At 63.6% G+C, this 13,836-nt stretch carries 12 protein-coding genes; 6 read left to right on the top strand and 6 right to left on the bottom strand.

The genetic code is table 11. The features are described 5' to 3' along the window. Window positions 1-6 precede the first annotated feature (6 nt). Window positions 7-999 carry a polysaccharide deacetylase family protein gene (locus ABCW42_RS05055; protein WP_423183823.1) on the bottom strand — a complete coding sequence of 331 codons (993 nt, stop codon included), beginning with the start codon at window positions 997-999 and terminating at the stop codon, window positions 7-9. A gap of 11 nt (window positions 1,000-1,010) precedes the next feature. Continuing rightward, window positions 1,011-2,528, bottom strand: a complete 1,518-nt coding sequence (locus tag ABCW42_RS05050) for a purine-cytosine permease family protein (RefSeq protein WP_423183822.1) — start codon at window positions 2,526-2,528, stop codon at window positions 1,011-1,013. A gap of 107 nt (window positions 2,529-2,635) precedes the next feature. Here ABCW42_RS05050 and ABCW42_RS05045 point away from each other — a divergent pair, with 107 nt between their 5' ends. After that, entirely contained in the window at window positions 2,636-4,135 is a 1,500-nt protein-coding gene (locus tag ABCW42_RS05045; RefSeq protein WP_423183821.1) for a PucR family transcriptional regulator, read from the top strand. A gap of 96 nt (window positions 4,136-4,231) precedes the next feature. Here ABCW42_RS05045 and ABCW42_RS05040 read toward each other — a convergent pair whose 3' ends face one another. Together ABCW42_RS05040 and ABCW42_RS05035 are read right to left on the bottom strand one after the other, a co-directional pair. Next, window positions 4,232-5,611 (bottom strand): MFS transporter, encoded by a 1,380-nt coding sequence (locus ABCW42_RS05040; protein ID WP_423183820.1) that lies wholly within the window; start codon window positions 5,609-5,611, stop codon window positions 4,232-4,234. A 128-nt stretch (window positions 5,612-5,739) separates the two neighbouring features. Beyond that, window positions 5,740-6,393 carry a GntR family transcriptional regulator gene (locus ABCW42_RS05035; RefSeq protein ID WP_423183819.1) on the bottom strand — a complete coding sequence of 218 codons (654 nt, stop codon included), beginning with the start codon at window positions 6,391-6,393 and terminating at the stop codon, window positions 5,740-5,742. A gap of 445 nt (window positions 6,394-6,838) precedes the next feature. On the opposite strand from ABCW42_RS05035, the gene ABCW42_RS05030 reads away from it, so the two are divergent. The 5 genes from ABCW42_RS05030 to ABCW42_RS05010 all read left to right on the top strand — a co-directional run bounded on the left by ABCW42_RS05030 (window position 6,839) and on the right by ABCW42_RS05010 (window position 11,309). Next, the gene (locus ABCW42_RS05030; protein ID WP_423183818.1) at window positions 6,839-7,630 is read left to right on the top strand and encodes an amino acid ABC transporter ATP-binding protein; all 792 of its coding nucleotides are present in this window, start codon (window positions 6,839-6,841) and stop codon (window positions 7,628-7,630) included. A gap of 5 nt (window positions 7,631-7,635) precedes the next feature. After that, the gene (locus ABCW42_RS05025; RefSeq protein ID WP_423182666.1) at window positions 7,636-8,283 is read left to right on the top strand and encodes an amino acid ABC transporter permease; all 648 of its coding nucleotides are present in this window, start codon (window positions 7,636-7,638) and stop codon (window positions 8,281-8,283) included. After that, the gene (locus ABCW42_RS05020) at window positions 8,280-8,945 is read left to right on the top strand and encodes an amino acid ABC transporter permease (protein WP_423182667.1); all 666 of its coding nucleotides are present in this window, start codon (window positions 8,280-8,282) and stop codon (window positions 8,943-8,945) included. The genes ABCW42_RS05025 and ABCW42_RS05020 overlap by 4 nt, the downstream gene beginning before the upstream one ends. 25 nt (window positions 8,946-8,970) lie before the next feature. Further along, a complete protein-coding gene (locus ABCW42_RS05015; protein WP_423183817.1) occupies window positions 8,971-9,837 on the top strand; it encodes a substrate-binding periplasmic protein in 867 nt (288 codons plus the stop codon). Window positions 9,838-9,989: 152 nt separating this feature from the next. Then, entirely contained in the window at window positions 9,990-11,309 is a 1,320-nt protein-coding gene (locus ABCW42_RS05010; protein WP_423184805.1) for a flavin monoamine oxidase family protein, read from the top strand. Between the two features lie 95 nt (window positions 11,310-11,404). Here the strand turns inward: ABCW42_RS05010 and ABCW42_RS05005 are convergent, their stop codons facing one another. After that, the gene (locus tag ABCW42_RS05005; protein WP_423183816.1) at window positions 11,405-12,898 is read right to left on the bottom strand and encodes an aldehyde dehydrogenase family protein; all 1,494 of its coding nucleotides are present in this window, start codon (window positions 12,896-12,898) and stop codon (window positions 11,405-11,407) included. Between the two features lie 4 nt (window positions 12,899-12,902). Further along, window positions 12,903-13,796 carry a 4-hydroxy-tetrahydrodipicolinate synthase gene (gene dapA / locus ABCW42_RS05000; protein ID WP_423183815.1) on the bottom strand — a complete coding sequence of 298 codons (894 nt, stop codon included), beginning with the start codon at window positions 13,794-13,796 and terminating at the stop codon, window positions 12,903-12,905. Window positions 13,797-13,836 lie beyond the last annotated feature (40 nt).

Below are 13,836 nucleotides of genomic sequence, written 5' to 3'. Positions count from 1 at the left end.
AGCCCGTCAGCTCAGCGCTGTCTCCCGCGTGCGGGATGGCTTGAAGATGGCTCCGGCTCCAGGATGGCCGGGTATCTCTATCCGGGCATGGCTGTGGACTTCGTTGACCGTGGCTTTGGTGTGCTCGGCGATCCGTTCCATGGTGGTCACCCACATTCCGTCCATTGACTTCACGCGTTCAATCAACCGTTCCAGGGCAACAGCCTTGGACGGGCGCCCCGAGATGAAGGGGTGGTTGGTCAGGACGAAGCAACTGCCTTGGGAGTGGTGGGCTTCGGCTTCCAGAGTCCACATGTCGAGGACCTTGGACGGGCTCTCGATCACTCCGCTACCCGTTACTCCCGGATAGAACGCGTATTGCTCCCAGTCATCGAGCGTCCAGTCCACGGGAATTTCCACGATGTCGCGGGAATCCGTGTCCTGGGCCTCGCCTTGGGCGACGGCCATTCGATAGGGGGCATCGCCGTCGAGCAGGCTTGAATCGTAAAGGAAACCGCGGTCCGCGAGGAGTGCCGGCGAATGCCAATTCAGCTCCCACCACGGGGCCCGATACCCGACGGGTCGCACGCCGGCGACCTTGGCGAGCGCTTCCAGGCCACGGTCAAGGTAGCTTGCCTCGGTGGCGGCGTCGATTCCCTGCATGGGCTCGTGGAGGTAGCCGTGGTGGGCAACTTCGTGTCCGCCGTCGACGATCCGCCGCACCACGTCAGGGTAGCTTTCCGCAGTGAATCCAGGGATGAAGAACGTGCCTTGGATCCCTTGGCGCTCAAGGATTTTCAGGAGGCGCGGGACGGCGACCTTCGGCCCGTAGGACTGGTGGCTCATGAGGGACATGCGCCGTGTTGAGGTGGGGTCGTGGGCGATGGTGCAGGATTCGGCATCGACGTCGAACGTGAACGAAGCAGCCGCGGTGAAGCCCTCGGGCCAGGTGATCGGGTGGGTCTCGTCGGGAAAAGCGTTGCGACGCGCGGTCCGGCCGGTAGGTGCGTTGGCGGTCATGGGAGTTCCTCTCAGTCGTTGACCAGGTTGACGACGGCGGCTTCCGCAGCAGGTGGGGAACCCGCCGTCGAGGGCGGTGCGGTCGGCAGGTACCGGGCATGAACCCGCGGACCGAGCACTCCGTAGACGCTGGCGGCGACAATTCCGCCGGCCAACCACGAGAGGTCGATTCCACCCATCGCCGTGGCAATGGGACCTTGCATGATCGGGAGCACGCCATACATGAATAGCCAGGTTGCAAAGATGCCCACGATAAGGGCGGTGATCCCGGCCCGGTTGAAGGCGGGGAGCCGGCGGGTACCCACGGGGTCGAAAAGGCGATCAACGCCCACCGGGTGGCGCTTGTCCACACGGAAGTAATGCACCAGCATGATGCCTCCCCATGCCGCGACCCAGGCCACCAGGCCGCCGAGCCAGGTGCTCAGTGTTGAGGCAAAGTCCTCTTGGAGGATGAAGAACACGACGCCGGCCAAGGCAAGCACGCCGACGAAAAGGTTCAGTGACCGGCGCTTGGCTTTGATGTCGAGTGCCTGGGCGGCTACGGAGAAGGTGTAGATGTTCAGGATGTTCGTGGCGATGGGACCGTGCAGCACCAGGAAGAGGACCGGGATGGCAAGGACTCCGAAGTTGTCCACGATGAGGTGGCCGGGATCGGCTGTACCGCTCTTCGTGGCCAGGCTGGCGCCGAGGATGCCGAGCCAAACCACCGGCAGGAACTGGCCGAAGACGGAGGCCAGGTAAACCTTGCGCTTGGGAACGGAGGTGCTCACGAACCGTGAATAGTCGGCGGCGTAGGTGAACCAGGTGATTCCCCAACCGATCCCGATCACCGTCATCACTGTGGTCATGGCGGCGATCCTCGCACCGCCTTCCAGGACCGCACCCGGAGGGCCTGCGTAGCCCCAGTCGATGTTCATGCCGAACCAGGACACCGCCGACATCGCCACCAGCACAACAATGGTCGGCGGCACCGTCCACTTTTCAAATGCCGCGATCGCTTTGTAGCCGAACCACGCGATGATGACTTGCGCGGCCATGATGAGGAAGGCCACCAGGATTTTGGGCCCGACGTTGGGCTGGTCCGGATCGACGATTCCGAGCTTACCGAGGAGTGCCATGACCAAATCGAGGATGATCCAGGTGTTGACGGCGCACCAGCCGATGCCGAGGAGCGCTTGGATGGCGCTAGGGAGGTAGTTGCCGCGCCTGCCGAACGCGGCCCGGGCCAGGACCATGCCGGTGGCGCCGGTTCGCTGGCCGAGCAGGACGAAGAGGCCGAATAGTGCCATGCCGATCAGGTTCCCGACCACCAGGACGGTGACGGTATCGGCAAAGCCAAGTCCGAGCTGGACGCCAAGGGCCCCAAGGACCCAGTTGATCGGGGCCAGGTTCGCGCCGGCCCAGATCCAGAATTGACCCGCGACGCTGCGGGTTCTCGCCGATTCGGGAATGGACTGAAGGTTTTGCTCGACGTCGGTCTGCGCCGTTGCAGATCCAGGCGTCGTGGCAGCGGAAAGGTTCTCATGCATTGGGGTGCCTCCGTGTGTGAAAGGGACCTTCTCAATGTATGTGCCTCACATCACAGCAACAAGATACGATGTGTATGACAGTTGACCCATAAGAGTTACGGAATGTCATGTCCCTATTGCTAGGCGAAGCTTTCGAACACGATTCCCTCAAAGCAGCCGACCCCGTGCTGCGGACGGACATCCCGGAGGCGTTGTCCCGACAAGTCCGCTGGGTGCATTCAAGCGAAGTCATGGACATCGCTCCCCTCCTGCAAGGCGGAGAACTCCTCCTGACCGGCGGCCAAGCGCTTGCCACCGCCTCGGACGAACGCCGCCAGGACTACGTCCGGCAACTCGCGGCGCGCGGCGTAGCGGCCCTTGCCATTGAAACCGGCCCGGATTTGCCCGCGATACCTGTATCCATGCTCTACACCGGCGAAACCTGCGGCCTGCCGATCATCGAGCTACGCAAGGTAGCGCCGTTCGTCGGCATCATGCAGGCCATCAACTCGCAATTGGTCAGCGAATCCGTGGCGCAGCTGCAATTCGGCGACGAGACAAGCCACGCGATGTCCGCGGAACTCGCACACGGCGGCGGCCTGGACCAACTCCTGGCGGTACTGGCACGCCGGACGGGTGCCAGCGTCAGGCTCGTATCGCCGTCGGGGGCTACCTTGGCTAGCGCCAGCCCGGACCGGCCCGCCAACGTGGGCGACGCGGCGCCGTCTTGCAATTTGAGCACCGTGGACGTGCCGGTCCGGGGCGTGCTGGCCGCCCGCCTCGAGCTGGAAGTGCCCGACGACGGCGACGCGAACCGCGCGCGGGTGGCCGGCGAGCGGTGCGTCGACATCATCGGGTTGGCCCTGCTGCAGCGCATGCCGCCCGGGTTGAAGGAACTCGCGGGGATCGAACTCATGCGCGCCATCAGCTCGGGCACGCAACCATGGCGATTACAGCAACTCGGCCCGGCGTCTGGGTTTTCCGTCGGCGGGGCGGTGACGGCCGTCGTCGTCCGTTCCCCGTCCGCCGGGCAGCTGCGGACGGAACTGGACAGTATCCTCCACCGCTGTGTGTCCCACGACGCGAGCTACGCGGACAATTCCGAAGTGATCGCATTGGCCGCACTCCCCCGGGACCACACTCTTGCGGCACGCTCGGAACTGATCCAGGCGCTTCACGCGCTGGCTATCCCTGACGGTTCAACGCTGGCGGTGGGTCCGGCGGCACAAGGGATCGGGGAAGCTCCGTGGTCCCTCGCGGAGGCGCGTCGGACTCTTGAACTCAAGGCAAGAAGCGGAATTTCCGCCGGCATTGTGGATGCCGACGATTTCGCGGTGGAACGCTTGGCGGAGGCGGGCCTCGACGCCGGGACGCGGGAAGATTTTGTCCGGCGGCACCTCGGGGCAGTGGTCGAACATGACGAACAGCGCCGCTCGGAGCTGGTGCGGACATTGGCCGTTTGGCTGGACACCGGCTGCAACACGGCGCAAGCAGCGCGGGAACTTCACGTGGAACGGCAATCGATGCATCACCGGCTGCAACGGATCTTCGAACTGTGCGGCGGAGATCCTCGGGGCACGGGCAGGCTCGCAGCGTTGCACTTGGCCACACGGCTCGTGGGGCTGTAGCCGGGGCCGGCCACAACGCCGGTTCGACGGTTCCCTGCACACCCGATGCTTTCAAACAGCGTGTGCGCAGGAAACCGTCGAAGCGGTCGGAGAAGGCTAAGCGACCTCGCGGACCCGCTCCCTCTCCGGAGCAGTTTCGCCTCCGGCCTGGGCCAGCGTCATCCCCTTGGTCTCTTCCGCGAGGAACAAGCACAGGAAGAAGCCGGCTGCCGTGACTACAGCAGCGATGATCATGGTGGGCCCGATGCCCCATGCTTCGAGTGAGAAGGGCAGGCCGAAGGTCCCGAGCGCCGCGCCGATGCGGCTTGCTGCCGTCGTAATGCCAACGGCGCTGGCGCGGACGTTCGTCGGGAAGATCTCGCTGGGGTACGCCCATTCGAGGATGCTCGGGCCGCCGGAGAACAAGGCGTAGGCGCAGAAGCAGGCAATGATGACGCCGACCGGGGCGGACGGCGCGAATCCCAGGATGAACAGCGGGATCGCCATCAGCGCGAAGCACCAAATGATGAGCGGACGCCTGCCCCACGTCTCAATGAGCTTGAGCGCGGGGATGCAACCTGCGAGGAAGACAAGGTCGATCACCACGGAACCGAGATTGGACGCGTTACCGTGCCCCAGGCCGAAGGAGGACAGGATGGTCGGCCCGAAGGTGTAGATGGCAAACAGCGGACCGACCTGCAAGGTGTAGAAGCCGCTGCAGAAGATGATGCGCTTCAGGTATGGCTTCTTGAGGAGGACGGAGAGATTCACCTTGCCGGTATCGGCTTCAGGCTTCGTTTCAGACTCGAAGAACAGGTGCTCGACGCTGAGCTGGTCTGCGAGTGCGGCTCGGAGGGAGGCCTTTGCTTCTTTGACCCGGCCATGGTGGAGGAGCCAGCGGGGAGATTCGGGGGTGCCCAGGCGGAGGAGCATGACGATTGTTCCAAGGATGGCCGAGGAGACGAGCATCCAACGCCAGGACTCGCCACCGAAGATTTCGAACATGCCATAGCCGACGAGAGAGGCGAGGGCGGCGCCGATGAACCAGCCCACCTGCAGGACGCCGAGCATTTGGCCCCGGCGCTTGCGGGGAAGCCACTCGGCAAGCAGTGAGTTGGCAATGGGATAGTCGGCTCCGATGGCCAGCCCCATGATGAACCTTGCGATGATGAGCTGCATCGAGTCTTGGACGAAGAACTGCAGGACGGACCCGATGACCAGGACCCACAAGTCGATGGTGTACATGAGCTGCCGGCCGATGCGGTCCGTCAGGGGTCCGAGGAAGACAGCGCCGAGGAAGATGCCCACGAGCGCGGACGCGCCGATGAGACTGGTTTCGAGCGGCGTGGTCTGGAAATCGGCCGAGATTCCGATCAGGGCGATCGCAATGATGCTGAGGATATAGCCGTCGAGAATGGGGCCGCCCATGCAGGCGGCGACTAGCTTTTTGTGGAACCGCGTGAAACGCGCTTCATCAATGGCGACATGGATGTCCATTGAGCTCCTTTTGACATGGGGTGTGCGATTACCCCCTGAGATCGTCAACAGTCTGACGACGGTTGATATATCAAAGATTAGGATGTGATCCACTACACGTCAATGCTTCGTTTAGGAGCGGGGCATGCCTATCGCAGGTTGGCTATGTACTCGTTGAAGTTCCGCACGTGCGCATCCATCAAGGTACGGCTTTGGGCACTGTCCTTATCCAGGACGGCTTGGATGATGGGGCCAAGTTCGAGTGTGTGCTCCCGCACGGGCGAACGACGCTCCAGGATTTGCGACCAAATTCGCGTCGAGAGGTGGGCGTACCGCAGGAGGGTATCCTCGAGGTGCAGGTTTCCGGCGATGCTGTAAATCTGCCGGTGGATCTCAAGATTGAGCCGCATCAGTTCGTTCTGCTCGGCCGGCCTGCCTGACAAGGCCGCCAGGAGCTGCAGGTGCCCGCGAAGGGCGCTTTCGTGCTCGGGCCGAACATTTTCCGCCGCGAGTTCCGCGGCCAACGGTTCGAGTGCTTGCCGGATCTGGGCGACTTCAAGAAGGTCGGTCAGCTTGATGGGCGCGGCGAAGGAACCCTTTCGCGTCTGCGTCACCACGAGCCGTTCGCTTTCCAGTTGCTTCAGGGCTTCGCGGATGGGAGTCCTTCCCATTTGCATTTCCTTCGACAGCTGGGACTCGTTGATCGCCTCATTCGGGCGGATATCGAGAGTGATGATCCTGTCCGCGATGACCTTGTACGCGATGTCGGCCAGTGATTCGATGACGCGTTCACCCCGTTCCATGTGTTTTCAATCCTTCAATGTACCGGCACATGTACCCGACGCACGCACGCCTCGCATCCGGCAGCACGCACCGCGGTCCGCCACGGCTTCCGATCCGCTGCAACGTGCCAACGAACCGCATGAAATCTGATCAAAGTTTGATGCCATATACGGGCAATTAGCGCGACCGCTCGGTTATTTTCGCCAGCGCGGTGAGGCGATTCCCCCTAAGACGCGCTCGACGGCGGTAGTCTCGCCCGCCGTCGGGCGCGAAAACGGGTTTCCCAAAAAATTCGATCAAAGATCTAGACAGGGAGTAAATTCTCTCGCTACAGTGACGTAGGGCACACTGCAGGCGAGTACCAAGACTGACCGGACTAAGCAAGTCACATACTCCTGCAGGGGGCACGCATCCTCATTTGATCTGTTTGAGGGACAAGGATGTCCCGTTACCGAAGGAATTGGCATGAGCTTCAGTTTTGGCACGAGGGCTCCGCGGGTATCAGTGTCCGGGGAGGTGGTGGTTTCCGGTTTGGGGAAGAGTTACGGCCCGGCCCGGGTGTTGTCGGATGTGAACCTGAGCATGGGCGAGGGCGAGGTCGTGTCGATCATCGGGCCCTCGGGGGCGGGCAAGAGCACGTTCCTGCGCTGCCTGAACTACCTGGAAACCCCCACCGAGGGCATCATCGAGATCGGCGGGGCCCGGGTGGTCGCCGGCGGCAGACGCCCGGACAAGGCCAGCCTGGACCACCTCCGCCGCGTCACCGGCATGGTGTTCCAAAGCTTCAACCTCTTCCCGCACCTGACCGTGATGGAAAACATCGCCCTGCCCCAGCGCAAGGTCCTGGGCACCGGCAAGGACCAGGCCCGGGACACCGCCGAGAAACTCCTCCAGCGCGTGGGCCTGCCGGACAAGGCCACGGCCTACCCGGCCCGGCTCTCCGGCGGCCAGCAGCAACGCATCGCGATCGCCCGCGCCCTGGCCCTGTCCCCGAAGGTCATGCTCTTCGATGAACCGACCTCGGCCCTGGACCCGGAAATCGGCCTGGAAGTCCTCGCCGTCATGCGCGACCTGGCCGACGAAGGCATGACCATGCTCGTCGTCACCCACGAAATGCACTTCGCCCGCGACGTCTCGGACCGGATCATGGTCATGGGCAACGGCGGCGTCCTGGAAATCGGACCCAGCGAACAAGTCATGACCCAACCGGCGAACGAACGCACCCGCCAGTTCCTCAAAGCCGTCCTGGACCGGTGACCCCCATGCCCCTGCACCTGCTCACCACCATCGCCCAAGGCATCGGACTGAGCCTCTACGTCACCGGCGCGTCCCTGCTCTTCGGCGGGATCATCGGCCTGGTCCTGGTCGGCGCCGTCCGCTCCCCCGTCCCCCTCATCCGCGGCATCGCCACCCTCTACATCAACCTCATCCGCGTCATCCCGCCCATCACCTGGCTGTTCCTGATCTACTTCGGCCTGCCCCAATACGCCCTGCGCCTGACCACCATCCAAGCCGCGATCATCGGCTTCTCCCTCATCGCCGCAGCCTTCATGGCCGAAATCTACCGCTCCGGCCTGCTCTCCATCCCCGAAGGCCAACGCGAAGCCGCGCACGCCCTCGGCCTGGGCACCCTGGACACCATCACCCACATCATCACCCCCCAGGCCTTCCGCGTCGCGCTGCCCGCGATCGCCACCTACGGCATCGGCCTGCTCAAAGACTCCGCCCTCGCCTCCACCATCGGGGTGCACGAAATCACCTACTACGCCCAACAATCAGCCAAACAAACCCACCAGGGCCTGCTCTCCTTCATCACCGCCGGAGCCCTCTACATCATCATCAGCCTCATCGTCGCGCTCATCTCCCGGCGCATCGACCTGACCCTGCGCCGCAAGATCGGAGTGGCATGATGGACATGCTCACCCAATGGGCCTCCTGGCTGCCCGCCCTCGCCCCCGGACTCGGTGTCAGCCTCCAACTCACCGCACTGTCCCTGCTCTTCGGCTTCCCCCTCGGCCTGCTCTTCGCCGTCATGGCCGCCGCGAAACCGGCCCCCCTGCGCTGGATCTCCTTCCTCTTCGTCGAATTCGGCCGCGGCCTGCCCGCCCTCGTGCTGCTCTACCTGCTCTACTTCAGCCTGCCCGACGCCGGCATCACCCTCGGATCCCTCACCACCGCAATCATCGCCCTGTCCTGGAACACCGGCTCCTACGCCTCCGAATACTTCCGCGCCGGCATCGCCGCCGTACCCCTCGGACAAAAAGAAGCCGCCCTGACCTCCGGACTGTCCGGCTGGACCGGATTCCGCATCATCATCCTGCCCCAAGCCCTGCGCATCTCCACCCCACCCCTGGCAGGCCTCGCCGTCCTCGTCTTCCAAGGCAGCGCCCTCGCCTTCGTCATCGCCGTCCCCGAACTCATGTCCAAAGCCTTCGAAATCGGCTCCATCACCTTCCAATACCTCTCCGTCTACCTCCTCACCTCCGCCCTCTACGGCACCCTCACCCTCCTCTTCCTCGCCCTCGTCCGACTCCTCGAACAACGCCTCAACCGCCACCTCCAACGCAACTAAACACCCCAGCAAAGAAAGTAGAACCATGTCACGGACCCCCCGCGTACTCGTGCGCGTGCTTTCGGCCGGCACCGCCGCCGGCCTGCTCGCCATCTCCCTCGCAGCCTGCGGAGGCACCGACAATGCCAGCAGCAATTCCAGCTGCAAACCCGCCCACGACGGCCTCAAGACCCTCACACAAGGCCAACTCACCGTGGCCAGCTACGACTACGCGCCGGCAACCATCCTCAACGGCGACCAGGTCACCGGCATGGAAGGCGACCTGATCGGCGAGATCGCCAAGCTCGAATGCCTCCAGGTCACCGTCAGCTCCTCCGGCGGTGCCGGTGCGGTCATCCCGTCGGTACAGTCCAAGCGCGTCGACATCGGATCCGGAAACTGGCTGCGCACCAAGGCACGCTCGAGCATCGTCTACATGAGCACCCCGCTCTGGAGCGATCCGCAAGCCATCGTCTCGAAGACCGGCCTGACCAGTGACGACCTCGCCGGCAAGAAGGTCGGCTCGGTCGCCGGCAACCTCTGGAACGACAGCATGCAAAAGTGGCTTGGAGACAACTTCAAGATCTACCAGGACGACGAGTCCATCTACGCAGACCTCAAGGCCGGCCGCATCGACGCGCTCGTGGCATCCGCAGCTTCCGCGAAGTACCGGTTCAAGTCAGCGCCTATCGACGGCGCCCAGGTAGTAAACGTCAAGCCCAACCCGAACGTCCCGCAGTTCGCCTCCGTGGGCCAGGTCATGTTGCCCTCCAGCCTCGACAACCAGGCCCTCGGCAAGGCGATCGACGATGACATCACGAAGCTCCGCGCGGACGGCACCATCAAGAAGATCCTCGATAAGTACGGAATGGATCCCTCCGTCGGCGAGCCCGGCGCACCCAGCGAACTCTGACAAGGGCCATACAGCATGAGGGCGACGCAAGGGCTTACGGCCCCGGCGTCGCCCTTGTGCGTGCCCATTGAATTGCCGATGAGCCCGTATTCGTCGGCGCGTTTGAGAAAAGAAACAACAGAATTATCCAAGAGGAGCCCAAATTGCATGACGTGATTATTGTTGGTGGAGGCGCGGCCGGACTCGGAACTGCCTATTACTTGAGGGACTCGGGGCTGGATGTCCTTGTCTTGGAGTCCGGCCATGAAGTCGGCGGACGCTCGCACACTGTGCCGCTTGCCGGGACATCGGCCAATTCCGGTGCGATGTTCGTTTACAAGGGAACCAAGTCCGAGGAGCTCGTGCATGAGCTGGGGATCGAAACCGTGCCCTTCCTTCCCTCGACGTACGGAATCCACATCAACGGGAAGACAGTCGTTGCCGAATCAAACGAGGACGTCGTAGCCGGCCTCAACCTCGGCGAGTCCGAAAAAGCTGAACTCATCAAGTTCATTGATGCCTCACTCGCCGAGTACCAGGACTACGTCAACGGCCAAACATCGGTAGACGCGCTCGGCAAGCTCTCGGACGAAACCGTGGCGGAGAGGATCCGGGATCTGCAACCGGCGGTTCGCGACGTCATATCGACGGCGATCCGTGGCGGCGCCGTGGGCGATCCGGCCAATCTTTCAGCGAAATACGCACTCCGCTACTTCGCCAGCTACCTCGCGCGGGAAAAGGACAACCGACTATTCGCGCTGGACGGAATGCAGGCCATTCCCCGGACCATCCTGAAGCACCTGCCCGAAGACGCTGTCCGCTACAACACCCGGGTAACGGATGTGGCCCTGCGCGAGGCCGACGGCGTGTACGAGGTGTCGGTTAAAGCTGGACCCGGTGAAGAGAAACTCCTTGCGAGGCACGTCGTGTTGGCCGTCCCTGGGCCAGTGGTCCCGGAGATCGTCAAGGACCTGCCTGGCTGGAAAACCTCCGCGCTTCAGCGGGTCGCGAGCCCAGGCAGCACTACGCTGAACATCGTCGCCGACGTTGAGGGGCTTCCGGAGGTCAAGGACTGGGCGATCATCGTGACTGTCGGCATGCCCTTTGACGCCATCATCAACCCGGTCCCTGGTGGAACCGAGCAGACCTCCCGCGAGAACATCGTCCAGCTGACCTGCTACGGGAATTCTTCCGGCTATTTGCCCGGCTTCGCCGACGATGAGGAAAGGGTGGCCGAGTGGATGGAGGACTTCTACACGGTGGCTCCACAGCTTCGGGGCCGCGTCTTGGCGGTGCATGCCCAGACGTGGCAGCACTGCTTCGCTTTGCTGAGTCCGGAGCGGGCGACGGCACTTCCTGAGCTGCAGCGTTCGATCGGTTCGCTCCACTTCGCGGGCGATTACACCTCCGAGACTGCAGGAACCCATGGGGCATACACGGAAGGGGAACGCGTGGCGTCCCTGATCCGGGCCTCAGCGGCAGTTGCCGGCTAAGAAACCAAAGACGAAAAAGATCCCGACGGCGATTGCCCGCCGTCGGGATCTTTTTCGTACCGCTGAGGTGCTTTGAGGCCAGCCGGGGACGGAACTCAGTCCCGCTTGTACATGACGTGCTTGGTCCTGGAGAAGTCTTCCAGGGCGTAGATCGAAAGATCCCTGCCGTAGCCGGATCCCTTGAAGCCTCCCCAGGGCACTTCGTTGGCAATCACGAGGTGGGAGTTGACCCACACGGTGCCGAAGTCCAGCTTGCGCGGGACGGACAGCGAGCGGGACGCGTTCGTGGTCCACACCGAGGCCGCGAGCCCGTAGATGGTTTCGTTGGCCCGCGTGATCGCTTCCTCATCTGTGCTGAACGTCTCCACGGAAACCACCGGGCCGAAGATCTCGGTGCTTGCGATGGCTGCGCCGGCAGGAACATCGGTGACGACCGTGGGTTCGATGAAGTAGCCCGGCCCCTCCAGTGCGTTGCCTCCGACTGCGATCGTCAGTCCATCCTTGCGGACGTCGTCGAGGGCGGCCAGCACCCTCTCGTAGTGGGCCTTGGAGATCATGGAACCGATCTCGACGTCGTCCCCCGCACCGGGAGCGCCGACTGAAATGTCGCTCACTTCCCGGACCAGCAGCTCGGTGAACTTCTCCGCCACCGATTCGTGCACGAGGACACGGCATGCCGCGCCGCATTCCTGGCCGCCGTTCCAGAACCCCCCGGAACGGACACCCTTCGCGGCTGCTTCCAGGTCGGCGTCGTCGTAGACCACTACCGGCGCTTTCCCGCCCAGTTCCAGGTGCACGCGCTTGACGGTGGACGCCGCGCTCGAGGCGACCTTCTGGCCACTGCCCACGCTGCCGGTGATGGCGACGAGGTCAACATCCGGGTGTTCCGAGAGCCGGTTGCCCACTACCCGGCCGGGGCCGGTGACGATGTTCAGCACGCCTGCCGGAAGCTCGGAGGCGATGAGTTCTGCCAGCTTGAGCGTCGTCAACGGTGTCTGCTCCGATGGCTTGAGCACCAGCGTGTTGCCGGCGCCCAGGATCGGCGCGATCTTCCAGGCGGCCATGAGGAGGGGGTAGTTCCACGGGGTGATCACGCCCACCACGCCGACGGGCTCGCGGAAGATCACCGAGGTGTGGTTCTCCGCGTAGTCGTCCGCGCCCAGGGTGGTGAAAGCACGGGTGGCGCCGGCGGAGAACCGGAAGGTGTCGATCGCGCTTGAGATATCGTCCTCGGTCACGGCGGCCGGCTTGCCGGTGTTGGCCGCTTCGAGGGTTTCGAAGACGTCCCGGTTGGCCTCGATGATGTCCGCGATCCTCAGGAGAACCGTGGAACGGTCCTTCGGGGTCTTTGCCGCCCAGTCCGTCTTGGCCGCTACGGCAGCGGCGACGGCGGCGTCGACGTCCTCGACGGATCCCCCGGGGACCTGCGCGATGACTTCTTCGGTGGCCGGGTTCACGACATCAACGGTGGAGCCCGACGTCGAAGGAACGAACGCTCCACCGATGAACTGGCCGAAAGGAGGCAAGGCAGGAACCGGAAATTCCCCGCCCCGAAGGACGGTGAACACTGTTGTGCTGGACGTTGACATAGCCCTACGCCACCTTCACTCGAAGTGCCGCAAGGGCGTCGCGGACGCGGGTGAAGTCCTCGGGACCAAGGTCCGCGGTGGGGCGTCGGGGCGATCCGGCGGGCAGCCCTTGCAGGGTGAGGCCGGCCTTGACGGAGGCGATGAACGGCGTGGAGAGAAGGGCGTCGATCACCGGGTAGACCGAGTTCCACAGTTCACGCGCACCGTTGAGGTCGCCTTCGGCGATCAGACGGCTGACCGCGACGATTTCCTCGGGCACCACGTTGGCGGTACCGGCCATGACACCGGCCGAGCCTTCTACCAAGGCGCTGTAAATGTAGGCGTCCCAGCCGATGAACGTGCCGATGACGTCGCTGTGGTGGTGGATCAGCTGGAGGGCCTGCTCCCAGTTGGCGCTTGAATCCTTGATGTAGAGGATGTTCGGGACCTCTTCGGCCAGTGCGCGCACGGTGGCCGGATCCAGGTTGACGCCGGTCACGGCCGGGATGTTGTAAAGCATGACGGGAAGCTTCACGGAACCGGCCACGTCTTTGAGATACGTGACGGTCTCTTCGAGGGACAACGGTTCGTAGTACGGAGTGATCAGCATGAGCACATCCGCGCCCGCCTTCTCGGCAGCCTGCGAAAGCCGGATGGCTTCCGCCGTCGAGGTTGCGCCGGTCTGGGCGATCACCGGGACGCGGCCCTTCGCCTGGTCGATGACCGTTTCGATCAGGAGCAGCCGCTCCTCGGAGGACAGTGCACCGACTTCGCCGGTGGATCCGGCGGCGACAACGCCGTCGACACCGGCATCAATGGAGCGGTCGACGACGCGACGCAGCATCTCGACGTCGATGGCGCCATCCTGCCCGAACGGCGTGGACAAAGCGGTGAGGACTCCGCGGAGTTGGTTGGTCATGAGTGGTTCCTTTACTTAAGTGCTGAGGTGGGAAGAACGG

The sequence above is a fragment of the Arthrobacter sp. NyZ413 genome (assembly GCF_049390645.1).
GTDB lineage: Bacteria > Actinomycetota > Actinomycetes > Actinomycetales > Micrococcaceae > Arthrobacter.
Note: the sequence above shows the minus strand (reverse complement) of the source record. Positions and strands in the feature narration are given on the sequence as shown.